This window comes from Paenibacillus sp. FSL K6-0276 (assembly GCF_037977235.1).
Classification (GTDB): domain Bacteria; phylum Bacillota; class Bacilli; order Paenibacillales; family Paenibacillaceae; genus Paenibacillus_AQ.
Window position 1 is genome coordinate 1,200,128 of sequence record NZ_CP150276.1, and the last position, 26,372, is coordinate 1,226,499.

A 26,372-nucleotide genomic window follows, 5' to 3' on the forward strand; every position below is an offset into this window, starting at 1 on the left:
AGGAAAAAAACGGCCCATGAAGTGCCAGAGCAGCTTAAGCTGCCTGACCTCATTGGCCGTTTTTATAGTTTAATCTGGAATTATCCTCGCAAAATCGTCTCGATTTGCTCCAGCTCTTCTGCGCTTAGCTCCGGTGCATTCAAGGAAGCGACTGCATCTTCAATCTGGCTCACCTTACTTGCGCCGATCAAAGCTGAAGTGACTTTACCTCCGCGGAGTACCCAAGATAACGCTAGCTGAGACATTTTTTGTCCACGTGCTGCAGCAATCTCGTTCAGTTTGCGAACTTTGCCGATCGCCTCTTCAGTAATGGCATTCTCGGACAGGAATACACTTGGTCCAGCAGCACGAGAATCAGGAGCGATTCCGTTTAGATAGCGGTCGGTCAGAATGCCTCCTTGTAGTGGGGAGAACACAATCGAACCGATACCTTCCTCAGCCAATACATCCTGCAAGCCATCTTCAATCCAGCGAGACATCATGGAGTAGTTAGGTTGATGAATCAGGCATGGCGTTCCAAGTCGACGCAGAATTTGTGCCGCTTCGCGTGTCTGTTCAGGTCCGTAATTCGAGATCCCTACATACAGCGCTTTACCTTGACGTACAATGAGATCCAGCGCAGCCATGGTCTCTTCAAGTGGTGTATTTGGATCTGGACGGTGGTGATAGAAAATATCTACATAATCAAGTCCCATACGTTTCAAGCTTTGGTCTAGGCTGGAGACGAGATATTTCTTGGAGCCCCATTCGCCATAAGGGCCAGCCCACATATAATATCCGGCCTTTGTAGAGATGACCATTTCGTCTCGATAAAGAGCCAGATCCTTCTTAAGAATTTGACCAAAGCTTTCTTCTGCGGAGCCAGCTGGCGGACCGTAGTTATTAGCGAGATCAAAATGAGTGATTCCAAGATCGAAAGCTCTTCTTGCCATGGCGCGACCATTCTCAAATAAGTCGTTGCCGCCAAAGTTATGCCATAGTCCTAGCGAGATCGCCGGAAGGAGGAGACCGCTTTTTCCAGTGCGGTTATATTTCATATTGTCATATCTGGTAGCGCTTGCGTTATACATCATTATTTCCTCCTAAAAAGACTTATTTCTGATTACGTTACGTCCTTATTGTAGCGAAAGATCCCGGACAAACGTATGTCAGCAAGGAAGAAGTTTATAGCACAATGTCATTTTCGAGATGACGGACACGGTATTCTTTTGGAGAACAACCTTTCACCTTCTTAAACATTCGTGAAAAGAGTAAGGGGTCCTGATAGCCGACGGAACGCGAGATCTCACCGATGGTACAAAGGGTCTCTGTCAGAAGCTCGCATGCTTTGGCGACTCGGTAATTTAATAAATACTGTTGCGGTGGCATACCAATGGTCCGCTTGAATAAGGAAGATAAATATTTGCGATCCAGCTTGAGAGAAGAAGATAACATCTCCACCGAAATATTCTCACAATAATGCGTATGCAAAAAGTGCAGGCTTTGCTCGACGTAAATACTCTTTTGACGTGGTAAAGGAAGTACATCCGTAACAGCCGGCACCGCTTGAAGCAAGAGGGAGAAGAAATCATACATAATCGCTTTCAGCGGCAGGTCAAGACAATCCGAAGTGTCGGCTGCTTGTGTCAGGCGCTTGTAGAGATTAGGCATAAGCTGTTCATCCATCGGGAAGATCGGCTGCTCAGGCGACAAGGAAGTTTTGGATAAAATATATTCCACTTGTTCTCCGGTAAAAGCTACCCAGGAATAGGTCCAGGGATTCGATAGGTCTGCTGCATAAGAAGTAACGATATGAGGGTAGGTAAGAAAAGCTTGTCCCGCTTGTAGAATATGGGTCTGTTCACCCACAGATACCTTGCCTGCTCCCTCATGAATGAAATGTATTTTGTATACGTCACGAACCCCGGGTCCGAAATAATGTCCGGGAAGACAATGCTCCCGCCCCCAATAATGGAGATGCAGATCGGGATTGCTCCTGTAGGGCCGCTCAGAATTGTAATTGAAAATCGCCATGAATGCTTCAGTCACTTTCTTTTATAGAGTTAATCAAGGGTGATTTTACCCGCTGTCTTCTATTATACAGCATATTTTAGAAGGAATATTAACTCAGAATTGTTAGCAAATTCAAAGATCTTAGTTTATCCCTGTCCAGTTTGGTTAAGTAAGCTATGAAGCTGAACGTATGAGCTAACTACATCAATAGGAGGTAATGGAGTTGAATAAGAGAATAGTGGGTGTCTTTGCCGCCGAATACGAGGCTTCGAGAGCTATTGAAGAATTGAAGCGTCAAGGTTGCAGAACGGAGGACATTTCGATTATCGCGAGAAATAAAGAGCATGCGGATACGCTTCGAGACGAATCAGGTACCCAAGTACCGGAAGGTATGGCTACTGGTGCGGCGACTGGTGGTCTGCTGGGTGGAGTGACAGGGCTCTTGATGGGGATTGGCGCTTTGGCCATTCCTGGCATAGGACCGATTATTGCAGTTGGACCTCTTACGGCAACACTGGCTGGAGCGGCGATAGGTGCTGGCAGCAGCGGTTTGGTCGGCGGGCTTATTGGTCTTGGAGTTCCTGAGGCGGAAGCAGAGAGTTACAATAACTACGTGGACGTAGGACATATTCTTGTAATGGTGGATGTGGAGGGCGAGCAGAAGGAGGAAGAAGTGAAGCGGATCTTCATACAGTACAATAGTCTGAACGCGGAGCGTTTTGAGGATATTGCTAAAATAAATACAGCTGAGAATCGAAATTATGATGGTAGTGTAAAGGAAAGCGATGCGCTCCGGGCAGCTGATCAACAAGAGGCGAGAAATCTAGCTCAAGCTACCGGAACCTTGGATGCCATGGATACCTTAGCGAGTGAGCGTATTAGAAATAAATAAGTAAAGATTAGCTATATCGTAAAAAAACAGACTATTTCACTAGCCATGGGTGAGCTGGTGAGATAGCCTGTTTTTTGTGATTTTATAAAGAGGCAACATTCTGTCTAACGGTCTGTCCATCCGGTATTTCTTTGCCAGGAAGGAAATGAATGCTGCGGATGTAGCGGATCGTTCGGCTCTGTGCCCGCATGATGACCGAATGCGTCTCGGCGCGTTCTTTGCCGATAAAACGAACACCGTTCAGGAATTCACCTGAGGTTACACCGGTAGCGGCAAAGAGTACGTCGCCCGTGCCAACCATGTCCTCCATGTACAGCACTCGCGTAGGATTGGCAATTCCCATGCGCACACAGCGCTGCTGCTCCAGAGGTCCATCAGGAAGTAGTCGGCCTTGCATTTCTCCGCCAAGACATTTCAGTGCAGCTGCGGCAAGGACGCCTTCAGGTGCTCCGCCGGAGCCCATGTACAAATCGACATCGCTATCCGGCAGGGCTGCCGCAATAGCGCCAGCTACATCTCCGTGACCGAGCAGCTTAATCCGTACACCCGCTTCTCGAAGGCTATGAATGAGCTGCTCATGCCGTTTGCGGTCAAGTACCATTACGGTTAGCTCGGAGAGGGACTTGCCGCTGAAGAGGCATGCTTTCTGGAGAGTGACCTCTACAGGGTCTTCAAGACTAAGCTTCCCGGCAAGCTCAGGACCGCAAGCGAGTTTCTCCATATAAATGTCTGGAGCATGCAGCAGGCTGCCCTTATCTGCTATGGCAATCACGGATTGGGCATTGTGCAGACCACAGGCTACCACTTCGGTGCCTTCCAGAGGATCGACGGCTACATCAACAGAAGGCCCCTTTTGATTCCCGACTTTCTCGCCAATATAGAGCATTGGCGCATCATCCATCTCTCCTTCACCAATGACGACGGTTCCGTCGATGGAGACCGAGTCAAACATGGAGCGGATGGCAGTCGTGGCTGCATCATCTGCCGCATTTTTATCTCCTCGCCCGATCCAGCGAGCTGAGGATAATGCACCTAGTTCAGTTACCCGTACAATCTCAAGAGCCAGTTCGCGATCCATTCTAATTCCCTCCAGTGCAGTCCGTATATTTTATAATCCGAATGTTAGATATAACCCATTATAATGCCGGCAGTTTCTTCTATAGCTTTGTCGGTAATATCGATTACAGGACAGCCTAGCTTATTGAACAGAGAAGAGGCATATTGCATCTCCTCTGTGATCCGCTCCAGACTTGCATATTGGGAGCCAGTCGGTAACCCCAGCACCTTCAGCCGTTCGGAGCGAATCTTCAGCATGCACTCCGGTTTCATGGTTAGTCCGATCAGTCGGTTCGGCGGCAAGCTTAACAGCTCTTGCGGAGGAGCAATTTCTGGAATAATCGGATAGTTAACGACCTTCTTCCCCCGATGGGCCAAAAAGATACTAAGCGGTGTCTTCGAGGTACGGGACATTCCTAGCAGAACGATATCGGCTTTTAGCATAGCGCCGAGATCGCGGCCATCATCACAGGCAACAGTGAATTCGATAGCCTCCATGCGGCGGAAGTAGTTCTCATCAAGCTGGTGCAATAGACCCGGCCGCTGCTGTGGAGCATCGTCAAACGTATCGATGAAAGCTTGCATCATGGGGCCCATGATATCTACGATACGAAGGTCAAGTCGTACAGCCTCTTCTTTAATCATTTCTCTTAGCTCCGGCTGCACCAGTGTATAGACGACAAAACCTTGATGCTGGGCGGCTTCTTCCATAAGCTTCCGGAGCTCATCTTCATGTCTAATGTTCCCGTATCTTTTGATGGTGATCTGCTGATTCTGGAATTGGTGAATGACGGCCTGCACGACAGCTTCCGCCGTATCTCCTATAGAATCTGAGCATATCGTTATTAGGTTGGAAGATTGCTCGATGCTCATGAATTCCTCCTGTTATCCTTTGGCTTCAACTTCGAGGAGAAGTTTTACGATAGCAGTTTTCGTCAAACGTCCTATGACATCCAGTTTCGTACCACTGTCTTCAGTGGCGCTGGGAACAACTACCGGTAAACTATCTACCTCGTGAAAAATCATTTTATGTGCGGCATCAAGCACCGTCTCATCTGGTGAAGTTGTGACTACTTTGGGCTGGCGTGTCATGACCATGCTTACGGGCATGGAGACAGCACCCGGATTGCCAAGGGTTACCTTTAGGAAATCCTTACGTGAAGCAACACCGGTGAGCTTGCCCTCTTCATCACAAATAATAAGGGTGCCAACATCTTGTAGAAACAGCGTAACTACAGCATCTTGAACCGTAGTAGTCTCACGGATAATAATAGGCACACTTTGAATCTCTTTAACCTTTGTCTCTTGCAATAAATAATTGCTTCCCAGACGATTGGATGATTTGAGTCCCGGGAAGTAATCGACTTTAGGTTTAGCATCGATATATTTGAGCATAACCAGAACAGAGAGATCGGAGCGAATCGTTGGCCGTGTTAAATTCAGACATTCGGCAATCTGTTCGCCGGTAATCGGAGCTCTTTTGTTCACAATATCAATGATTTCTAGTTGACGTGATGTCAGTTCGATCGCAATTCCCTCCACTTCAGATAAAAAGGCATTCCTCAACGCTTACCGTCTTTTAGGGACGCCGAAGGCGTTTTTGCTTGACGCAGAAGTGCTGATCCTACGCTTTAGCATTAATTGCTTCAAGGCGTCAGCGTTGACCAGGATGGTCCCAGCAATAATGGTGAATACACCGAGGATCGTAACCCAATTCACGGCCTCATTATAAAAGAAAAAGCCAACCCCTACGGCAATCGGTGGAGAGATATAGAGCCAGGTAGAAGGAAACACAGGATTTGTCTTAGCGACGAGCCAGTAGAACAACGAATGACCGACCATTGAGCCGATTACGATCAGATAAAGCAGTGAACCTGCAGTCTCGTAAGAGAGGAGAAACTCAGGATGTACATTTTCGGTGGCTAAGGAAAGAATGAATAACAACACTCCACCATACATCATTTGGGCTGCATTTAGTGCGATTGGGGAGACCTCAGGCATACTATTGATTACTTTTTTAGAATAAATCGCACCTACCGCGTAACAGCATTCCCCAATGAGGACAGCTGTGCAGCCGATGAGCCATAACGGTGAAATATCAACGACAAGATTAGGAAGAACGAGCAGCAGTACGCCAGTCAATCCGATGATACAACCATATAGGGAGATGGCAGGTGCTTTTTGACGAAGAATAGAGGTTTGGAGCAACAGAATCATGATCGGACCAGTGGCAGAGAGTACGGCTGCAAGCCCAGAAGATACATATTGTTCAGCCCAGTAGAGACCTGCAAAGGTTCCGAAGGTCAGCGCAAACCCAGTGAAGAGCATTTCTTTGCGCAGGAGTAGGGAGAAGCTAGCCTTGCGTTTCCAGACCATCCATATAAATAGAACAGCGCCCGCAACAAAAAAACGTAAGCCTGCTGAGAAGAAGGGCGGCGCACCGGCATCCACACCGATTTTGATTGCTAGAAAGGTCGTGCCAAAAATCAGACATACAAGAGCGTAAGCAAATAAGATCATTATGAGGTCCCCTTTAATGTGTTTATATAGCCAATATTGAAGCATGCTGTTAATCATATAGGGGAGAACACAGAACAGATTATGTAGAGTAGAACAGATCAATTCGGAAATCGTGTACAATACTGTAAATAGGATTAGGATGTTCGGAGAGGAGTTGCAGTGAGGTGAAAAAGTCAGCGGGTGTGGAGCATAATCATCCCTTGTTTCGGCAGGTATATGAATTTCTGGTGAATCGCATGGAGCGAGGAGAGTGGGGGGCACATGATAAGCTTCCTTCTATACGGCTGCTGGCTGAGGAATTGAAGGTACACCGACTGACGGTATTCAAAGCGTATAGAATGCTGACGGAGGATGGAAAAGTTTATGTAAAAGATAAATCAGGTTATTACATGTCGCCAGAAAGCCTGCTTCCTACTGTAGAAGAGGGCGCAGCAGTGTCTGCCTATGCGCTCACTAATCCTCTTTCGGATATACAGAGAGTGCCTGCTAAGTATCAGTTCTCGCAAGCGCTGATTGATCCGGGCCTCTTGCCGAATCTTTTTCTATCTGACTATGTCAAAAAAGTGTTCGATTTATATCCCAAGGTAATGGGGACGTACTCTTCGGTTCAGGGGGATGCCGAGCTACGAGAGACGCTAAGTCGTCATTTTCGGAAGAAACATCGGCTACAGCTATCCTCAGAAGAGCTGCTTATCACTTCGGGTGCGCAGCAGGCGATCAATCTGATTGCACGAATTGTACTCGGGCCTATGGACACAGTACTTGTGGAGCGACCAACCTACAGTGTGGCTATGGATGTTTTTCGCCGGGAGGGGGCGAGGCTAGTTCCGGTTGAGATTACTCCGACAGGTTATGATTTAGAAAAGGTAGAAGCTTTGATGAAAAAGCATAGGCCACGCATGTTCTATATCAATCCGACCCATCATAATCCAACTGGATATACGGTGCCAGCGCAGCAACGCAAACTGTTGGTAGAGCTGGCCGAACGTTATCGCTGTCTGTTGGTCGAAGATGATCCGTTCCGCGATATGTATTTTGAAGAGGAGCCACCGCCGCCTTTTTTTGCTTACGATACCGAGGGTTGGGTGATCTATATTAGCAGCTTCAGTAAATATGTGGCCCCAGGCTTACGGATCTGTGCGGTGGCTTGCCGATATCCGTTTATGGAGCGCTTGATCACGGCCAAATCACTCGCGGACAATGGTACTCCGCTGCTCAACCAGAAAATATTCCTACATTACTATACTTCACGACGCTTGCAGCAGCACCTTGGTAAGCTACGCATTGCGCTTCAGGTGCATAAGGAAATCGTAGAGGAGGAGTTGGCTGCGACTGGGTGGGAGTGGAAGCCTCCGCAAGGTGGATTAAATCTATGGGTGAAGCTGCCGGACCATCTTTCGGTGGATAGGTTATTTGCATCAAGTATCGCGCAGTCGATCGCCTTTGTTCCTGGGGAGCTGTTTGATCCGCTCGGGGAGATGAAGTCGAGGATTCGAATAAGCTACTCCTTCGCAAGTGAAGGGGTGCTGCGTGAAGGAATCCAGCGGTTGATTGCAATCGCTCGAGGGTTATGAGTAGGTACAGTAGACATGAGGGATTAATGAAGACCAATTCGGACGGAATTTACTAGACTTGTATAACTACTTTGGAAATTGCTGTAACACTTTCTCCTTCTATTCCGTCTGTAGGGTAAAGAAGGAGGTTATTATGATGTTTAAGGCCAATTTCCGCAATCCACTAATGATGTTCCTAAGTATAACGCTAATATTTATGGCCTTGCTAACGGTGCGCCCCTCCGTTACTTATGCGTGTTCCTGTGTTGTACCTGCGGAGCCACTTGAGGCGCTGGAGTCAAGTTCAGCCGTCTTTATTGGGAAAGTAGTGGACATAAAGGAGCCAAAGGGGACTATAATCTCATCCGCGGATCCAGTAAAAGTAACCTTTGACGTCGATTCAAGCTGGAAAGGGGTTAAGGGGAATAAAGTTACATTGACCACTGCTTTATCGTCTGCCAGCTGCGGTTTTGAATTCGTGGAAGGGGAAAGTTATATCGTCTATGCTTATGCTAGTGACGAAGGGGACTCAGGTAAACTAGTGGCCAGTTTATGCAGTCGAACGAAGTTACTTGCTTCGGCATCGGAGGATCTGAAAAAGCTTGGACCTAGTATATCGGCAGGGTCACCCACAGCTTCTCCGGAGGTAACATCGAATACTTCACCAAAATCAGGAGCTGGGAGTAATGAGTCTGATCTAACGGGGAAACCAGCTGAGGACAACGATTCCTTTCCACTTGTTAATGTGGGGATCAGTGGAGTAATTATCGTTCTGATAGCTATAGTTGGTGCTGTGTTGTACCGTCGTAGAAATGGTGGAACGCGAAAGAAATGATGATGTAATGAAGCGGTCGCCCGGGAGTTATTCGGGCGACCGCTTATTTGTTTGACCTTAAGTATCATCAATAATTAGGGAAATCCTCCCTGTAATTTATCTTGTTTTACTCGATATCATCAATATTCAGGGAAATCCTCCATGTAAATCTTCGGGAATTGCCCGTTTTGGTAATAATCCACTAGTTTATAGGGAGAAATTCCGCAAAAAGTTCAATGTGCTCTTTTAAGGTCCGAATTATAGGGAGAATTCCCTTAAACTTAGTTTCAAGTGGGCCAGAATTCTGTGAAATGAGGTGAATTTAGGCCGTAAGCCTACATCACACCCACCCGAACAACCGAGCAAGCTGAGCGACGGCGAAGGTAACCCCGATGGCAATGCCGAGCGGGATGACAGCTGAGAGAACAGCCCACTTCATGCTTTTCGTTTCCTTGTAAATGTTCACGAGTGTGGTGCCGCAAGGATAGTGGAGCAGGGAGAATAACATCATATTAAGTGCAGTCAGCCAAGTCCAGCCGTGTGATAGAAAGACATCTTTGATGCTTCCAAGACTGTCGATATCGACCATAGCTCCTGAGGACATATAGCCCATAAGCAGGATGGGCAGTACGATTTCATTCGCGGGAAGTCCGAGAATAAAGGCCATGATGATAAAACCATCCATGCCGAGCAGTTGTGCAAATGGGTCGAAGAATGCAGCCATATGATTCAGGACAGAATCTCCGCCAATAAACAGGTTGCCTAAGATCCAGGTGATAATCCCAGCAGGGGCAGCAATAACGATTGCCCGAGTAAGTACGTTTAGGGACTTATCTTTGGAGGAAATAAGTATGGTTTTCCAAATTTGCGGCCGGCGATAGGGTGGGAGCTCCAGGGTGTAATGTGTTGGAACACCGCGCAGCGCTGTTTTGGACATGACCCAGGAAACCGTCAGGGTAACAACGATGCCGATTAGCACCATCCCCATGAGTACAGAGGCGGTTGTAAGTGAACGGAGTGCGCCTGTCGTAGCAGCTCCTGCCATGAATAAAGAAGACAATAGAATCAATGTCGGCCAGCGGCCGTTACATGGAACGAAATTGTTGGTTAGGATCGCGAGCATCCGTTCACGCGGCGATTCGATGATTCTTGTGGAGAGGATCGCGGCGGCATTACAGCCGAAACCCATGGACATGGTCAAAGCTTGTTTGCCGTGACCTCCTGATTTTTTAAACAACCGGTCCATGTTAAAAGCAACCCTCGGCAGATACCCGAAATTCTCAAGTAGCGCAAACACTGGGAAAAATATCATCATTGGCGGCAGCATGACGCTGATTACCCATGAGGTTCCTCGATATAATCCGAGAACAAGCACGCCGTGTAGCCAAGCTGGGGCATTGATAGCCTCGAATCCGGCAGTCAGATAACCTTCAATGAAGCCGAAGAAAGTAGCAAGCCAGCTTGAAGGATAGTTGGCTCCGGCAATCGTAATCCAGAACACAATACCGAGGATGGCGAGCATAATGGGGAATCCCCATATTTTGGAGGTTAGGATATTATCGAGTTTATAAGTGCTGTTGAGCTTCTTCTTATCTTGATAAGTGACTGCATCTCCGCATATGCCTGCGGATACGCCATAAATGCCGCTGACAATCTCATCACGTATCGCTCCGCCGTCAGCGAGCTTCTTCGCTGTGGACAGCAAGGAATCTAGAGGATCTAATCCTTTAGTGATATGCGGTGACTCCATGACCGATGACCTCCTTTGCTTCAGGTAAATCTTTATTCTTCATATTCTCTTTAAGCGAAGTTAGCAGGCTGTCATCACCGTCGAGCAGGCGCAGTGCAATCCAGCGAGCCGGATATTTGGTGCCGATGGTTTGTTCTACCAGTGGTGTAAGCTCTGCAATTCCTCGTTCGATCTCCTCATTGTAAGTAATACGTAGTGGTTGTGCAGTGAATGCGCCTGTAGCGACTCGCTCCACCTGATCCAATAACGATTCAATACCGATTTTATTTCGAGCCGATATCGCAACGACAGGCACGCCGAGACGTTTGGAGATGCGCTTCAGGTTGATGTCGATACCTAGTTTACGGGCTTCATCAATGAGGTTGATGCAGACAACAGCCCTTCCGGTAATCTCCAGCACTTGCAAGGCAAGGTTAAGATTGCGTTCTAGCGAAGTAGCGTCAAGCACTACTAGCGTAACGTCGGGCTGTTCAAAAATAATATAATCTCTAGCCGCTTCTTCATCAGCGGAATTCGAGTACAGGGAGTACGTACCTGGGAGATCTACTGCGCGGTACGAATGTTCTTTGTGCTTGAACTCACCTTCGGCAGTAATGACGGTTTTACCTGCCCAGTTTCCAGTATGCTGGCGCATTCCGGTTAGCAGATTGAATAGCGTGCTTTTGCCAGTGTTAGGATTGCCTGCAAAAGCGACTGTGAAATGACTCATGCTTCTACACCTCCGATTAATTCACCAAAAATTAAAGAGCTTTCTTCTCTACGCAGAGCAATGGTCGTGTTGCATACTCGAAAGGCTATAGGATCTCCTAATGGACTGCGTCGCAACACCTCTACGGCATTACCGACTACAAACCCAAGGTCCAGTAATCTTCTTCTAAGTACACCCTGAACTTCAATGCCGCTGATTCGCAGCGTGCTGCCTTTAGCCGCTTCTGATAATGGAATACTAGTTCCAGACATAAGATCCCCTTCTTTCATTTATCATATATTTGTATTTTTATGGTTTTTATTTTGTGCATTAGAACCTTTTTTGTAGTCTGACACAATATTAGTATATGTGAACAACTTTGTCCTTGCAACAAAAATGTTTCCCTAAGGCAAAATAAATTTAGGCAGAAAAAAAAGCCCCTGACGGAAAGAAGGCTTGTGCTCTCCGTCCGAGGGGCTAAGGTTGAGTCTCATAAGCTTGTCTTTAATTGGAACAGTCAAATCTAAGTTTAATTTGCCGTGAAGTTATGTCCAGCTGCCAAAATCAAGTGTACGTCCGGTCTCCACCAAGGTTTTAGTATTACTTAGAACCTGCCACCAAGCGCTGATGCTGCCAGCATATGAAGGATCATCAGGATGCCATTCATCGTGGATAAGCGTAAGCTTAGTAGTTCCACCCACCGGTTCAAGCAGCCAAGATATACGCGATTCATATCTTTCTGTACCCTTATGATAGGAGGGGCCGACCTTATGCGTGAAGCGCAATGCTTTTTGTGGAGTGAACTCCAGCAGAGTACCATATACATGTATCGTTTCATCGCCATCTGCACCGGGACCAATGTATTCCAGCAATTCGCCTTCTTTAAAGGTTGAATGGATTACGCTCCCGTAGTAAATCTGTTTAGTACCTTCCGGAGAGATCAAAGTCTCCCATACCTGCTCAGGTGTTCCGCCAATATAAAATTCATAGTGAAGTTCTTTCATTCGTAATTCCTCCTTGGTTTGTACTTTCATTTATTCCCTCAGACTCATTTACACTATACAAAAAGATCACTGACAACTACGGTCAGTGATCCTAAAAATAATATCTTAAGTTCTATAATGAGCTGCCAGATCGGTGGCTATAGAAGACAGCTTTTGTTTCAGAGCTAGAGGCTCCATGATGCGTAATGTGGTTCCATAAGGTAACAGAAAGTACGGTACATAAGTCAGTAAAGAAGTTTCGTCCACTTGAAAGCGGGCTTGTCCGTCTTTGCGCTGGACCAGCGTATGCCCAAATAGCCAATGACTGCATAGATCATTCAATATTCCCTCTTCTGATGCGATGACTACTGTAACTAGTGTCTCCTCGGTATTGCGTACAGGCAGTAAGCTGTTTAACAAAAAGTCACGTGCAGAGAAATCAGTGGGACGGGTAAAGATCGCTTCTGTGCGGTGCAATTCAACCATTCTATCGACCCGAAAACTGCGAATTTCTTGTCGCTGATGGCAGTAAGCTACGGTGTACCATTGTCCTTTCCATAGAACTAGACCGTAAGGATCAATGGCACGGGAGGATACAGTACCGCCATTTCTCTTATTGTATTCCATTTGCAGGGTGTGTCCGTTCGCTGTCCCCAATTCCAACTCTTGAATCAGATGTGTAAGCGGCAGAGAAGGAGAGTGGATACTCTCAATACCGTTCTCGTGGCGCTCCATCTGTTCTAATTGCTGCGCATTGCTATACCTTTTCAGCTTGGAAATGGCTCGGTCCAGAGCTTCTACATAAGGGTATCCGGTTCCCCGGGCAAAGGAAGAAGCTTGTAGAAGGGAACGCTGCTCTTCAGAGTCAAAGAATAATGGAGCTTCGATAAAATGTTCCGGTAAGCTGTAACCGCCGCCAGTTCCGCTATCCGCGATAACGGGTACACCACTGATGCATAGCGCATCAATATAACGGTATACGGAGCGGACACTGATCTCTAACGCTTCCGCTAGTTCTCCGGCGGTTCTTCCCCGCTGCTTGAGCATCCATAGAATGGATAACATATGGTCGGCCTTGGACATTAATCAGGAGCCTCCTTGCTACAGAAATTAGTAATTCAACTATAGCAAAATGCTCATAGATCAGCCAGAATCCTTTCGATATGATCTTATTACTGTTTAACCATACGTTTCCTACCATAAGTTCCGAGTCGCCATAAATATTCTACTGGCCCCACGATTATACAGTAACACGGACAAGGAATGTGATGCAAAAAGGGAGAATTGATACCGAAAAATAATATGAGGTTTGAGGGAGGAGGGACTGAATAGTTTGAGAAGTTTGAGAAGTTTGAGAAGTTTGGGAAGTTTGGGAAGTTTGATAGAGCTGATAGGGAGAGAAATTTGAAGCGGCAGACGAGGGACACTTGGGGGGATTAGCAGGCTGAAGGGGTACATTTCAGCCAAAGTCGCAGATTTAAGTGTAGTTTATACATTTATTTCTGCCAAAATAGCTCATTCCGATCCTTTAGTTGCACTTAGTGCAGCTATAAAGTGGAGATTCGGTGCTGAGAAAGGAAAATCAGGAATTTAGTTGCACGAAATACAACTAAAAAAATCTTGAGAGAGTATCACGAGGAATAGTGCACTTTTTGCAGTTAACAGGTGCTTATGAGCTCCTATGGTTTTGGGATATACGGAACAGAGTACGCAAAGTGGAGTACAAGAGTCCCCTCAATTAAGAAGAGTAAGATGGGAATTGGCCGCATAGATGGTCAGATAGAGGTTGCATCAAAGTCACGCAGAGGAAACACAAGTCACACAAGTCACGCGAGTTACACAAGTCACATAAGAGATCGCACAGAGATTAAACAGAGGCCATACAGAAGTCACACGCTCCTCTGATTGTACTTTGTACAATAAATTCTATCAAAAAGACGTTGGAATTTGCTTCTATTGCACATTCTGCGATCAATTGTTATAAGAACGTATCATTATCACTAAAAGACCAGATTCTGATGCACAAAGTACAACAGAATCCCAATTACCTATAAAAAAGAATACTTCTATTGCACAAACTACAATAGAAGCATCAAAAAAAGTATTCTTAGAAGCCGAAAAACGAAACGTAGCACAACGCTCGTACGTAGACGCTGATTAGGATGATCTATTGATATTTAACCACAATCGCATTACTGATCTGACGTCCTGGGGGCGTGAGGTATTTGCCATTGTAATAAAGTCCGCTTGATGCGCCGCCATCTAGATTCATGGCTTGATACGCACCAGCCTGTTTCATCATTTCTGCCAGCTGTGGGATAGTAGCTCCACCAGTGGTCAGCAGAATTAGCTTGTGGTCGCGAGTGAGGCCAAGTGCGCTGCGGGCTCCACCGCCTGTTAAGATTTTGGCATCCTTGAAGCCTTCTGCCACGACATTAAGGGATACCTTGCCATTCACAAGCAGACGTGGTCCGGCTTGGAGCGCCCCTTCTATAGATCCGGAAGCAAAATGGTTCGTAAACTCTAGTCCGGGAATAAGCGAGGCCAGATGATTGCTGTCATAGGTGAAAATCGTGCGGCGATCCCCGGAGCTATTTTTGAGCATTTTTCCACCACTAACCATATAACCGTAAGGAGCTTTGTAAGCCCCTTTAGTGTAGGCATCAAAGAACGTACCATTAATAGCAACTACGGCATTATTGCGCTTGGCTAGACTGCTCAGTTCCTCCACTTTTCCCACCGTATTGCCTGCTAGTACAACGTCGAGCTTCACTTTAGGATGCAGTAGGGATACCGTAACCGTTTGGGCTTTGAAGGATCTGCCACCTACCTTGAAAGTTTTACTAGCACTGACATCGGGGGAGGAATCTGCTTTGATAAGTGCGCCAGTCTGTACAGGAACAGTCGATGAAATATCGTTATTAGTAAGGGTTACAGAAGAGGCTTCCTGATTCCACTCTAATTGAAAGCCCAGCGTTTTGCTGACAAAAGACAAAGGGATATATACCGTACCGTTATCACTAAAAGCGGAGTCGGTTAGTGTAACTGGCTTATCGTTGACGAGCGCAGCTGCTTGTCCTAGAGTAAGTGTAATCTTAGTGTCTGCGTTCGTAATGGTTATACGTTTGTCACTAGCATTCCATTCAGCATGTATACCGGTGAGATTGTTTAAGAGACGTAGCGGGATGTACGAGTGATTATTCTTGGTCACATACACGGTGTTTTTAGGAACAGAAGCAGCGCCTGCAGTGAACGGACAAATTGTGAAGACCGGAATCAATAGTAGGAATGCGAGAAAGAAAGAGAACAGTAACTTTTTCATATCAAACAAAATCTCCTTATCTTGTAGCTGTTGTAAAAAACGATAAGGTTTATTATACCTCAAGTTCTAGAACATGGATAATCCTGATTTTTTGAATGCTCATAGAAGGTCTGATAGAATATAGATACCATTAAATGAATAGTACTAGAACTCAACAGCTAAAAGGAGATCTTTATGACTACTATAGGTTTAATTCGCCATGGAAGTACAGCGTGGAATAAGGAAGGCAGAGCGCAAGGACATACAGATAATCCATTGGATACTGAAGGCTTGCAGCAGGCGGCTCTACTTGCCGAACGGCTAAGCACTGAACAATGGGACTACATATATTCAAGTGATCTGCTTAGAGCGCGGCAAACAGCAGAGGTTATTGCTAAAAGACTGTGCATGGAGATCGCCGGTTTAGTACCGGGTATCCGTGAGATGAACGCAGGATTAATTGAAGGTACTACGGAACAAGATCGTGTAGAACGTTGGGGAAACGAGTGGAAGACGTTAGATTTAGGACTGGAAAGTTCAGTGGCCAGTGAGATCAGAGGCAGTCAGGCCATCGAAGATATCGCGGAGAAACATCCGGGCAGTCGTATATTGGTCGTTAGCCATGGTGCAATTTTACGGAGTACTCTTAGAAAGCTTATTCCAGAACTGAACGTAACCCTCTTGCTGAGCAATACGTCTATCACTCAGATTACTAAATCGGATGACATTTGGAATTGCGGGCTGTACAATTGTGCGCAACATTTGAAGATGTAACTAGTGTTCAGAAAATGTTCAGAGCATTTTAATATAGTAATTGATCAGAAATCTAATCATTTTTGTAGTCAGAAGGATGTGCGAATTTAAGGTGGCAGAGGTCCAGATTTACTTACAAACATTATTATCCATTCTCATCGCAGCAGCGGCTGGTTATTTAGTACTAAGACTTTACCGGGATATATCGTCTAAGACTCCTCAAAAAAGAGCGATTCATACCGGCCTTTCCATTATCATTATCGTCGTTGGGCTATGGACCATGCACCAGCTAGGCAGGAATACCTTATTAGGTAATGAAGAGACCGAAGGTGGGATCGTCGTACCACTGGTCGTCTACGGTCTTACGATAGCATTATTAATGTTTTTGCTTACACGAATGAACCTAGTATTGGCTGAAAGAGAGCAACTGAAAGAACTGGCTTATAAGGATGCTTTAACGGGGCTACTGAATAAGAACGGAATGGATCATTTTTGGGATCGATGCAAAGTAAATGAGCAGCTTGCCGTTTTGTTTCTGGATCTGAATCGTTTCAAATCGATCAATGACAGCTTGGGGCATCATGTGGGGGACTTATTACTGCAAGAGGTGGGTAAAAAGTTAATTCAATTCTCCAGCAAAAGAAAACGTCATATTTTCCGCGTGGGCGGGGATGAATTTGTGATTGTCGCCAAAGGTAGCACCCAGAAGGAAGCGGAGAAGCTTGCTGTGCGGATTCTGGAGAAGACGACTAAGAGTTACCAGCTTGGCGAGCATAACTTGTTCGTATCCATGAGTATAGGGATCAGCATAAGTCATGGTAAGGTGGATCATTTTAGGCTGTTAAATGAAGCAGATACAGCAATGTACGCCGCCAAACAGCTTGGTACGGGGCGTTACTCCGTCTATAAGAATTAGAAAGACTTTATGGAAAATACAAGCGGCAGCTATGGACTTGATAATAAGTCCTAGACTGCCGCTGTTTTTATTGGATCACCTATATCATTTGGGATGAAATTATGCGACTGGCGAATGAAGCCTGTTAGTCTCTTCCTTGCGGCCTTTCATTAGGAACAAGCAGAGAAGAGCAACTGCCATACTAATCGCTGCCACATAGAACAGGATGGAGTAATCAAAGATATCAATCATGAGTCCCAGTAGTGGAGGCGAACTAATGGCGGCAAGAGAAGAGACCAGATAATACATCCCAGTTCGTGTGCCTATACTCTCCTCTGTCCCCGTAGCTACAATGTAAGGATAGGAATTGATATTAATACAAGCCCAGAAGATTCCACCGAGCAAGAGTAAACCTCGCAGGAGTAGCAGGTCCTTCGCAAAACCGACGAGAGCAAAGATGGTCATTAGTCCGCATACGCCGATGATGATCATTTTTTTCTTCCCAAATCTTCCGCCCAACCAGCCGCTCGGAATGGCGAACAGCACAAAGGCCAAAGAGAAGAAGGTGAGCGAGAAAGAGGCCGCCTGTTCACTGAGACCGAGGTGATGTTTGCCATATAAGGTAAACAGTGTCTCAACGCCTTGATAAGCTACGAACCAGAAGAAAATCGCCGCGAGCAGAAAGACTGTCGTACGGTCAAGCTGACTTCGAAAGGAAATACGAGAGGGCTTGGTGGCAGCATCTGCTTCTGAAGGAAGCTTCATTTGCACATTTACGCCATCCCGATTTTCTTTGATGAAGCGTGATACGATAAACAGACATAACAAGGTGATTAGTCCAGCAACGATAAACGGTAGCGCTGGGTTTGATTTATACAGGATAGAACCTACGCCGAAAGCGAGAATAGAACCGAACCCACCCATGAAATTAATCAGCCCGTTTGCCTTCGTACGCTGCTCTTCAGGCGTAATATCCGGCATAAGGGCGACGGTTGGTGAACGGTATAAGCTCATGGCCAGATTCATCAGCATCATAAACAACAGAAGTGTAAATAGTCCGGTATGAAACGGAATCAGCATGGTTAGCACGGCAGCGAAAGGCATACCGATCATAAGATAAGGCATTCTGCGTCCAAAACGCGAGGTAGTGCGGTCACTACGGTTGCCGACCCAAGGCTGCAGGAATAAGGCAAAGTAATTATCAATCGTCATCAAGAAGCTGATAAGGGCCACACTATGTACGTATTTTTCTAGAAAAAAGGGTACGAATGCGTTATACAGACTCCATGTAATGCTGATGCTGAAAAAGCCGAATCCGAGCAACCAGACTTTTTTCACACGTTCACACTCCCTTATTATTTAGCTAGAAGTCCAGCCAGCACGTCTGGATGATCGGTAATAATACCTGACACTCCAGCTTCAATCAAAACCTTCATCCGCTCCGGATCATTAACGGTCCAAGGATGGTAGGCGATGCCATGCTTAGCCGCTTCTTCGACGAATTCAGGAAGTACCGCTTGATGATGAGCATGCAGTGCGTTCGCGCCAAGCGTAGCTGCATAATCCCAAGGACGATACAGACCCTCCCCGTATAGAATTCCAGTCTTGATCTCAGGTGCGATCGTTTTACTGTAAGCTAGGGAATAATGGTTGAAGCTCGAAAAAATCACACGATCGCTCATCTTGAACTCCCTTACAGCCGCGATAACCTTTTCCTCCATACCCGGGTAAAAAAAAGTACCATTTTTAAACTCGATATTCAGTATCGTATCTCGTCCTTGCAGCAGACTTAATAAATCTTCTAGCAATGGGAGTTTTTCGCCTTTGAATTCGGGACCGAACCATGAGCCCGCATCCACTTCCAATAATTCCGCAAGAGTATGATCCTTCACATAGCCACTTCCGCTTGTCGTACGGTTTAGGGTTTCATCATGAATAAGAACAAGTCCGCCATCCTTGGTCATTTGTACATCAGTTTCAATTCCGGTTGCACCTAACTCAAGACCTTTGCGGAATGCTGCCATAGTATTCTCCGGACACACTGCCGATGCGCCGCGATGCGCAAAATTAATGATGTTTCTCATAAGATATCAATCCCTCCAATTTTGTGTTTGCTATCGCCCTGTAGATGAGGACTACTTGTCATATTCCACACAGAGTAAAGAAACCCTGTTTAGAAATACTGACAGGGCTCTATTTCTTGAAATTTAACGTACAGTTGACCTTACAGCAATTTTCGGTTCAATGGTTCATAGCTCTATAAGGGATTCGTTCCAGTAATCCTGATCCGTAGATATCTTGCAGCTTCAGCTCTGGCATATGAATATAACCGATATAACAGTCGCACACCTTCATTCGGCAGCTTCTTATAGCGGATAGACCTTCCAAGCCATCGCGGTAGAGATTGCCAATAACACCTCTGTCCTTATAGCAGCGTTTCACCAGTCCAGCGCCTTGTACATAAAAGACTTCATTTCCAGCATTACAGGTTTGACCAAGGCTTTCGTAATCCATAGCATTCACAGCAAAATGCGGATCAATCTTGCTCAGAATGGAAAGATCCTCGGCTATATAGTAATCTGGTTTATCTTTATAAGCATTGACCCATAGATATACACTCTCCGGTAATGCTGCGCGAAGCGAGGCTATAGCTGGAAAGGCGCTGCGTATCCCAACGCTTCCTACACTGAAAGGAACAACGTTATCGTACAAAGTCATGCATTGCGTTAGAAACTTATCCTCGCTCACCTGTCCGGGGTGGTAAGTAGCCCAAAAGGCAGCTTTACTTCGATTCAGTTTGGAGATGAAATCAAGATTTGCTGAAAGGTTAGTCTGAATCGCCACCTTATCCACATGTTCCATATTGGAGAGCGAGATCATAGCTTCTTTATACCAACGATGAATCAGACCTTCTCCATAAGGGTTGAAAAAGATAGACAGGCGATGGCCTGCCGCACCTTGCAAAGAGGCCCACTCTACAAAGCTCTCCAGCCCTTTCCGATCCTTCGCGAGAGTGGCTGCGCTGTCTCTTGTTTTGCCGAAAGGACAGTAGGGACAGTCGTAATTGCAGGAGGTGAGAGAGCCGCGGTAATAGAGAACCGCATTCATGGCAATACGAACCTTTCCATTTGCTCCCGAATCTCCCCTGAAATAAACCAATCCCCAATGGAATCAGAATAGCCCAGCCCTTCGGTAGTGAGGCTAAGTATGCCATCTTCTTCCTGTCCAAGGCCGGTATGAAGCAGGTTGGCCAGCTCAGGATAATCGGTCCAGAGCGAATTTCTGAATCGCAGGTAGTAATCTTCAATCCTCAGACCTTCACTATGTAGAATCGCCTTTAGAATAAAGCGGCGCTTCTGTTCTTCCAGACTTAGCGCAATTCCGTAATCTGCTGTATCGTAACGATCCGTTGCCACATAATTGGCAATAATACTCTCCGTTGCTTTACGACTCACTCCATAACGGGAAGCGTAATGTACGTTGCGAGTATAGGATCTAGCCCCGCATCCCAGCCCGACCATTCCTTCTTCCTGACAGCTGTAGTCAAGAATGCGTTTATCCGTTCCTGCGGTTTCTTTGGCGAAACGACGCATGGAATATTGACGATAACCTCTGGCTTTAAGCAGTTGCCCAGCGGCTTTATAGCAGTCTAGGCGAATATCCTCCTGACGCTGGATATCACCTGGCTTCACGATGGTATGCTCACGGGTGTAGAGCGGATAAATAAAAATCTCCTCCGGATCATAGCTAAGCGCCTGATTTAGCGAATACAGCCAAGAGTCGACGGTCTGCCCCGGAAGACCATAGATCAGATCCAAATTTAGAATGGGAAAATCATATTTGCCCAGTAGCTCCAGTGCCCGATATACCTCATCCGGATTCTGAGGGCGATAGATGGCCGCTGATTCAGCAGCGACAAAACTTTGGATGCCCATACTGACCCGATCCACCGTATTTTCTTTTAGAATATTCAGCTTCTCTTCGTTGAGGGTCTCTGGTGAAGTTTCCACTGAGATGGAGGCCGAGCTCGTATCCAGTCCCATCGTATCAACGGCAATGCGGAACAAGCGACGAAGCTGATCTGCCGCCAACAGTGTAGGAGTTCCACCACCAATCGCGAAGCGGGCATAAGGTTTATGTCTAGTGAACTCGGCCCACTGCTTGGCTTGACGTTCTAGCGCGTCTACGTAAGTAGCGTGAACATTCGCGCGTTTATCAGGTAAGGTGAACAGGTTGCAAAATCCACAGCGAGCGCCGCAAAACGGGATATGCATATACAGAAAAAAGGATTCTGCAGGCTCATCCCGCCATAAGGATTCTAGTGGAATCGGAGGCTGTAGATCCCTGTAAGCCGTTTTGTGTGGATAGGAATATAGATAAGATCTGTAAGGGTGAGCAGTAATGTTGTCTTTCCATTTGTGAAGCTCTTCTAAAGAGAAGGACGATAACGTCATAACAGTTCTCCATCCTTTCCTTGAAATATAATAAAGTATAAATTATAGAATAAATTCCCGATAAGGGACGTTCCATACGGTCTCGTGGGCAAGGCGATGCCCCTGATATCCATCTTCGCCATAAGCGGTTCCATGATCCGAAAAAGCTAGGCAGAAGACAGGATTACCGCGTTCTCGGAACGCATCGAATAACCGGCCCAGTTCACCATCCACATAACGGAGTGCGGCGCGCTGGCTGTCTACGGAGTCTTTTTTAGCACCCGGCACAAAATAATGATTCGGCCCGTGGATGGCAGAGACATTAAGGAACATGAACAGTCTTTGCTCGCGCGGAGTATCCGTCAGCAGCTTCAAGGCATGATTCACCTGATGCTCTGTGGAACGCGGATTGGTGACGCCGAACGTCATCCGCCAGTAGCTTTGCTGGAAATAGCTTGGTAACACACGCGCGAGTGGATTTTTTTTGGTGAAAAATATAACGCCCCCAATACAAACCGTACGGTAACCCTCGGCAGCAAGCCCAGACACAATGTCCGGTGTATCGAACAGCCAGGTGTGGGGATGCGTCTTCATTCCAGTGTTCCGGGAATGGAACATGCGGATATGCTCCGTCTTATCCGTTGTTGCTGGAGTAGGCAAGAAGCCGCCGAAGAAGGCATGATGGGCAGCATAGGTGAAGCTGCCCGGGGTATGTCTTTTCTCCCAAGGTCCGGTTCCGCACAAGTTCGGGCAGTTGACTTCCTCCATAGTTGCGGCATCGTACCGAAGGGTATCGAGTGTGATCATTAGAATGTCATGGGTGCCGACGATGGTGTTCATATCCATTAAGATGATCCTTCCTTTATAAGCGGTGTTGAGGGATGCGTGATATAATCTCTAGCCGACAACACCTTCATTTCCCATTCGTAGGTGCTACATCCACGGTATTTCACATCGTATAGTAGATCGCCAAATGGATTTACATCAGCGACAAAACATTGCTGCGACCCCCCGGATACCAGTACATCTATTCCTGCTACCCCGGAATGGGGGAAAGCCGCCAGTGCTTGCACCGCGGTATTTCGCACCTGCTCCTGAATGGGTTCAGACAGGCCGGCTTCCGAAAGAGACATCCGCTGGTTGCGTAAATGCAGATTTGTAATCGGAGTAGGACTGACACGTGCAATAGCGTGACAGGCTTCGCGGAGAACCACTAGCTGGCGAATATCAAAGGCTTTTCCTTTAAGTCCTGCTTTAGGGATCCATTGCTCGGCATAAGCACCATGCCGATAAATCCAGTTAAAAATTCCGGAGATGGTGGCGGTATCCGTATACCGTCGTAGTTTACCGGAATTATAGTAAATGGGTGGTCGAGTGATATAATTCTCGACCCCCACTGTAGTTAAGGCAATCTCGGCACCCGTCACGGGATGAATCTGATAGGCGATCACCCCAGAAGCCGCAGAGCCGAAGGCCAGCTTAATGAATACCCGGTGCATTCGCCGGGATAACATCATCTCACGGAGAGAGGCATAATCCGTAGGTTGCTGATCCTCGCCTACTGGGCGAGGGATTGGAAGGCCCGCTTCGCTCAGGATCTTTTGTGTCTGGCGTTTATCGGTCATGGCTACTATGTCAGCAGGGTCATTTAACCATAGCGAACCTGGACAAGCGGCTTTGGCTTCGCGCTGTAGTCTAGCCAGCATCCGGCAGTAACCGCGGAACCATTGGGATGGATGATGCAAGACACCTTGCATATCATTCAATTGACGGGCTACCTTCACGCGAAGTGGCCGCGGATCAGGTCTCTCGGCGTAGGGATGAAGCGAATCGTCAATATCATCCGAATCTGGTGCGCCTAGAGCGATTAAGGCTCGTTCTACCTCGAAGCTGCTGCCAGGTGATTCTAGTCTCAGTAGCGGGGGAGCTGCACTGAGATCTATTCCGTTATAAACGGAGGACTGACTGGATAACTGCTTCTTCTGCTCTTCCATAAGATCACCTAACGATCTACCTTGCAGAAACTCAGCGTACGATAAAATAATGGCAGGGGGCATTCCGAGATCGGAACGCGCTTGCTGGATGCCGCTGGTCCGTTTATCACCGGGAATACCGATAACAATCATCGGTCTCATGAGAGGCTCACTCTGTGATGGAAGGATAACGCCAGTCTTCCTCATCATCGCTTTCCTGCTTGTCGCTAACATCAACAGGCAATCCACTCTGCTTCCAACGGTTAATCATCTCGTCAGACATATAATGATGGCTTAGGTTTAATGCTTTTAATCCTTTGATTCTGTCGCTGGCTAGAAGCAATTCTGCACCCTCGTCGCTTAGGATACCAAGCGACAGATCGAGCGTATCCAGTTGATCCAGAATAGGAGCATTTGCTAATGCACCTGCGATCTCATCTTGGATTTGGCTATTTTTTAAACCAAGATAAGTAAGTTTAGGGAACTTTCCTACTTCAATAAGAGGGAGAAGATCTGCGAGGCCTCCGTCAAAACCGTAATCATCTACACCTAGATAGAGCTCCAGCTTGCGCAAATTCGGCAATTGGCTGGCTGCAATATTTTCAAGTACGGTTTTACTTAAGCCTCCACTAATAATAATCAGTTCTTCCAGCTTATCGTGCTTTAGTTCTGCGAGGCTCAGTTCATTCCCGCCTTGAATAGTGAGTGATTGTAGCTCTGGAAAAGCGGGGAGCAGCGGTGATAGATCGCTTTGAGTAATCCAAGAAATCTCGCATTCCTCAGAGTCCATCTCGCCTATAAAAAGCTTGCGCAAAGCAGGGAAGCTAGCGCTATGCGTAACCAGTGCCTCTACAACCTCTTCTGAACTATTTTCGTAGGCTTGCCCCCAATCACCAATAATTAGGCTGGTCAGCGAAGAACTTTCAGGGCTATTGCTAAGCTTCTCAATTTCCGTGCCAATTCTTTGGCCTTCTTCGAATTCGTCGTATCCAATGCTAAGCTTTACTTCCGTCATGGGCATTCCCTCCAGGAAAAATTTAACTTCGAAAATACCCTATCATCTGTAGCGGAGGGAGTCAAATAACAGTTTAAAAAAATTATAGTCAAATTCGTCATGTTATTGTGCTAATCATTTATGGTAGGTTTATGCTAGGGGGAATTACATTATTTTGAAATATAAAAAAGTATACGTTTCACACTATACTTTATCCTTATATTTCTCGCTAAACGCTTACCGTCCTTATAAGGACGCCGAAGGCGATTATACTTGAAGGAGTTGCTCTGGTGAAGATCAAACTTCAGGAATGGATTATAGAAGCGGATATCGCAAAGCTGCAAGCGGCTATGGAAGCAGGAGTAGTCAGCTCAGAAGATGTGGTAGCAGCATATTTGGAACGGATTCATAAGTACGATATAGACATAAATTCAATCTTAGAAATCAATCCAGAGGCTATAGAAATCGCGAGAGCACTGGATAATGAACGTAAGGAAAAAGGAAGTCGGGGAAGTCTACACGGCATTCCTATATTGTTGAAGGATAATATAGATACCGCGGATAAGATGCATACGAGTGCTGGTTCAGTAGCTTTAGCAGGATCATTTGCGGCAAAAGATTCATTCGTAGCTGCGAAGCTTCGGTCGGCAGGAGCTGTTTTGCTTGGAAAGGCGAATATGTCGGAGTGGTCTAACTTTATGTCTAGTTCAATGCCGGCGGGGTATAGCTCACGAGGTGGTCTAGTACTTAATCCATATGGACCAGGGAATGTATTTGTCAGTGGTTCAAGTTCTGGGCCAGCGGCAGCTATTGCGGCGAATTTGGCAGCGGCATCGATCGGAACCGAAACAGCGGGATCAATCGTCGGCCCAGCCAGTCAGCATGCTCTCGTTGGGATCAAACCAACGGTTGGATTGGTCAGTCGTACTGGAGTGATTCCTATTTCGGTTAGCCAAGACACCCCTGGACCTATAGCTAAAACGGTTACGGATGCGGCGATTATTTTGGGGGCATTAACGGGAGTGGATGACAAGGATGAAGCAACATTTTCGAGCGAGAAGCATGCTTTTACGGACTATACTCCATTTTTAGATAAAAACTTTATACGACAAGCAAGAATAGGTATCCCACGGCATTATTATAACCATTTAGATGCAGAGCGACTTTCAATTATGGAAGCAGCTATCCAGACTTTGAAGAACGAAGGGGCTACGATTATAGATCCAGTTACGCTTTACGTTGAAGAACAAAACTGGAATAATAATGTGATCTGTTATGAATTTAAAAAGGGGCTCAATGCGTATTTATCCCAAGTAGATGATTCCGTTCCGATTCACTCTTTGCAAGAACTGATAGCGTATAATGAAAGCCATGCTGAAATCGCATTACAATATGGGCAAGACACATTAACTAGGTCAGAAGAAGTAACATTGACTGAAGAAGACTATCAGCAAAAGAAACAAGAATACAGGGCATTAGCGCTCGAGCAAGGAATAGATTACGTGTTGGAACAATATAGCTTGGATGCATTATTACTGCCTGGTGATGTAGATGGTATGTATATTGCGGCACGCTTGGGGTATCCGTTAATTACCGTTCCGGCAGGGTATGTAGCACAGGGCATTATTGATGCTGACGGTGATCCTACCAGGGGTCCCTTTGGTGTTGTTTTTTCCGGCAAAGCTTATAGTGAGCCTACGCTCATATCTTTAGCATACGGGTTTGAACAAGCCACACACCATCGTATTCCACTGCAACTGGAATAGGTTTTGACT

Annotated in this window: 25 protein-coding genes; 6 read left to right on the forward strand and 19 right to left on the reverse strand. The window is 46.4% G+C overall.

What is annotated here, in order from left to right; genetic code table 11:
- Positions 1 to 80 precede the first annotated feature (80 nt).
- Positions 81 to 1,073, reverse strand: coding sequence for an aldo/keto reductase (locus MHH52_RS05335; protein ID WP_340007095.1), 993 nt, complete (start codon positions 1,071 to 1,073; stop codon positions 81 to 83).
- A 91-nt stretch (positions 1,074 to 1,164) separates the two neighbouring features.
- On the reverse strand, positions 1,165 to 2,013 hold the full coding sequence (locus MHH52_RS05340) for an AraC family ligand binding domain-containing protein (RefSeq protein ID WP_340007097.1): 849 nt from the start codon (positions 2,011 to 2,013) through the stop codon (positions 1,165 to 1,167).
- Between the two features lie 202 nt (positions 2,014 to 2,215).
- On the opposite strand from MHH52_RS05340, the gene MHH52_RS05345 reads away from it, so the two are divergent.
- The gene (locus tag MHH52_RS05345; RefSeq protein WP_340007099.1) at positions 2,216 to 2,884 is read left to right on the forward strand and encodes a general stress protein; all 669 of its coding nucleotides are present in this window, start codon (positions 2,216 to 2,218) and stop codon (positions 2,882 to 2,884) included.
- A gap of 82 nt (positions 2,885 to 2,966) precedes the next feature.
- Here MHH52_RS05345 and glpX read toward each other — a convergent pair whose 3' ends face one another.
- The 4 genes from glpX to MHH52_RS05365 are packed head-to-tail and all read right to left on the reverse strand — an operon-like array spanning position 2,967 to position 6,460.
- Positions 2,967 to 3,962 (reverse strand): class II fructose-bisphosphatase, encoded by a 996-nt coding sequence (glpX, locus tag MHH52_RS05350; protein ID WP_340007101.1) that lies wholly within the window; start codon positions 3,960 to 3,962, stop codon positions 2,967 to 2,969.
- A 44-nt stretch (positions 3,963 to 4,006) separates the two neighbouring features.
- On the reverse strand, positions 4,007 to 4,813 hold the full coding sequence (locus MHH52_RS05355) for a pyruvate, water dikinase regulatory protein (RefSeq protein ID WP_340007104.1): 807 nt from the start codon (positions 4,811 to 4,813) through the stop codon (positions 4,007 to 4,009).
- 12 nt (positions 4,814 to 4,825) lie between these two features.
- A complete protein-coding gene (locus MHH52_RS05360) occupies positions 4,826 to 5,506 on the reverse strand; it encodes a CBS domain-containing protein (RefSeq protein WP_340007105.1) in 681 nt (226 codons plus the stop codon).
- A 3-nt stretch (positions 5,507 to 5,509) separates the two neighbouring features.
- Positions 5,510 to 6,460 (reverse strand): EamA family transporter, encoded by a 951-nt coding sequence (locus MHH52_RS05365; protein ID WP_340007106.1) that lies wholly within the window; start codon positions 6,458 to 6,460, stop codon positions 5,510 to 5,512.
- A 164-nt stretch (positions 6,461 to 6,624) separates the two neighbouring features.
- Here MHH52_RS05365 and MHH52_RS05370 point away from each other — a divergent pair, with 164 nt between their 5' ends.
- Together MHH52_RS05370 and MHH52_RS05375 are read left to right on the forward strand one after the other, a co-directional pair.
- Positions 6,625 to 8,034, forward strand: coding sequence for a PLP-dependent aminotransferase family protein (locus MHH52_RS05370; protein WP_340007108.1), 1,410 nt, complete (start codon positions 6,625 to 6,627; stop codon positions 8,032 to 8,034).
- Between the two features lie 133 nt (positions 8,035 to 8,167).
- The gene (locus tag MHH52_RS05375) at positions 8,168 to 8,848 is read left to right on the forward strand and encodes a hypothetical protein (RefSeq protein ID WP_340007110.1); all 681 of its coding nucleotides are present in this window, start codon (positions 8,168 to 8,170) and stop codon (positions 8,846 to 8,848) included.
- A gap of 319 nt (positions 8,849 to 9,167) precedes the next feature.
- On the opposite strand, the gene MHH52_RS05380 is transcribed toward MHH52_RS05375, so the two are convergent.
- The 6 genes from MHH52_RS05380 to MHH52_RS05405 form a co-directional block, all read right to left on the reverse strand.
- Positions 9,168 to 10,577 carry a nucleoside recognition domain-containing protein gene (locus tag MHH52_RS05380; protein WP_313641531.1) on the reverse strand — a complete coding sequence of 470 codons (1,410 nt, stop codon included), beginning with the start codon at positions 10,575 to 10,577 and terminating at the stop codon, positions 9,168 to 9,170.
- A complete protein-coding gene (locus MHH52_RS05385; RefSeq protein WP_340007112.1) occupies positions 10,555 to 11,286 on the reverse strand; it encodes a FeoB small GTPase domain-containing protein in 732 nt (243 codons plus the stop codon). The genes MHH52_RS05380 and MHH52_RS05385 overlap by 23 nt, the downstream gene beginning before the upstream one ends.
- A complete protein-coding gene (locus MHH52_RS05390; protein WP_313641534.1) occupies positions 11,283 to 11,537 on the reverse strand; it encodes a FeoA family protein in 255 nt (84 codons plus the stop codon). Before MHH52_RS05390 ends, MHH52_RS05385 begins: the two co-directional genes overlap by 4 nt.
- 273 nt (positions 11,538 to 11,810) lie before the next feature.
- Entirely contained in the window at positions 11,811 to 12,269 is a 459-nt protein-coding gene (locus tag MHH52_RS05395) for an SRPBCC domain-containing protein (protein ID WP_340007115.1), read from the reverse strand.
- Positions 12,270 to 12,374: 105 nt separating this feature from the next.
- Positions 12,375 to 13,331: a WYL domain-containing protein gene (locus tag MHH52_RS05400; protein WP_340007117.1), complete on the reverse strand. Its 957-nt coding sequence runs from the start codon at positions 13,329 to 13,331 to the stop codon at positions 12,375 to 12,377.
- Positions 13,332 to 14,415: 1,084 nt separating this feature from the next.
- Complete coding sequence (locus MHH52_RS05405; RefSeq protein ID WP_340007119.1) at positions 14,416 to 15,570, reverse strand: phosphodiester glycosidase family protein; 1,155 nt, start codon at positions 15,568 to 15,570, stop codon at positions 14,416 to 14,418.
- A gap of 174 nt (positions 15,571 to 15,744) precedes the next feature.
- On the opposite strand from MHH52_RS05405, the gene MHH52_RS05410 reads away from it, so the two are divergent.
- Positions 15,745 to 16,323: a histidine phosphatase family protein gene (locus tag MHH52_RS05410; RefSeq protein WP_340007121.1), complete on the forward strand. Its 579-nt coding sequence runs from the start codon at positions 15,745 to 15,747 to the stop codon at positions 16,321 to 16,323.
- A gap of 91 nt (positions 16,324 to 16,414) precedes the next feature.
- On the forward strand, positions 16,415 to 17,218 hold the full coding sequence (locus MHH52_RS05415; RefSeq protein ID WP_340007123.1) for a GGDEF domain-containing protein: 804 nt from the start codon (positions 16,415 to 16,417) through the stop codon (positions 17,216 to 17,218).
- A gap of 99 nt (positions 17,219 to 17,317) precedes the next feature.
- Here MHH52_RS05415 and MHH52_RS05420 read toward each other — a convergent pair whose 3' ends face one another.
- The 7 genes from MHH52_RS05420 to MHH52_RS05450 form a co-directional block, all read right to left on the reverse strand.
- Complete coding sequence (locus MHH52_RS05420; protein WP_340007124.1) at positions 17,318 to 18,535, reverse strand: SLC45 family MFS transporter; 1,218 nt, start codon at positions 18,533 to 18,535, stop codon at positions 17,318 to 17,320.
- Positions 18,536 to 18,552: 17 nt separating this feature from the next.
- A complete protein-coding gene (locus MHH52_RS05425) occupies positions 18,553 to 19,281 on the reverse strand; it encodes a glycerophosphodiester phosphodiesterase (RefSeq protein WP_313642006.1) in 729 nt (242 codons plus the stop codon).
- A 157-nt stretch (positions 19,282 to 19,438) separates the two neighbouring features.
- A complete protein-coding gene (locus MHH52_RS05430; protein WP_340007127.1) occupies positions 19,439 to 20,305 on the reverse strand; it encodes an STM4011 family radical SAM protein in 867 nt (288 codons plus the stop codon).
- Positions 20,302 to 21,651: an STM4012 family radical SAM protein gene (locus MHH52_RS05435; protein ID WP_340007129.1), complete on the reverse strand. Its 1,350-nt coding sequence runs from the start codon at positions 21,649 to 21,651 to the stop codon at positions 20,302 to 20,304. The genes MHH52_RS05430 and MHH52_RS05435 overlap by 4 nt, the downstream gene beginning before the upstream one ends.
- Before the next feature lie 42 nt (positions 21,652 to 21,693).
- A complete protein-coding gene (locus tag MHH52_RS05440; RefSeq protein ID WP_340007130.1) occupies positions 21,694 to 22,476 on the reverse strand; it encodes an STM4013/SEN3800 family hydrolase in 783 nt (260 codons plus the stop codon).
- On the reverse strand, positions 22,476 to 23,813 hold the full coding sequence (locus MHH52_RS05445; RefSeq protein ID WP_340007132.1) for an STM4014 family protein: 1,338 nt from the start codon (positions 23,811 to 23,813) through the stop codon (positions 22,476 to 22,478). Before MHH52_RS05445 ends, MHH52_RS05440 begins: the two co-directional genes overlap by 1 nt.
- Positions 23,773 to 24,618: an STM4015 family protein gene (locus MHH52_RS05450; protein ID WP_340007134.1), complete on the reverse strand. Its 846-nt coding sequence runs from the start codon at positions 24,616 to 24,618 to the stop codon at positions 23,773 to 23,775. The genes MHH52_RS05445 and MHH52_RS05450 overlap by 41 nt, the downstream gene beginning before the upstream one ends.
- A gap of 269 nt (positions 24,619 to 24,887) precedes the next feature.
- Here MHH52_RS05450 and MHH52_RS05455 point away from each other — a divergent pair, with 269 nt between their 5' ends.
- A complete protein-coding gene (locus tag MHH52_RS05455; protein WP_340007136.1) occupies positions 24,888 to 26,363 on the forward strand; it encodes an amidase family protein in 1,476 nt (491 codons plus the stop codon).
- The last annotated feature ends 9 nt before the right edge of the window (positions 26,364 to 26,372 follow it).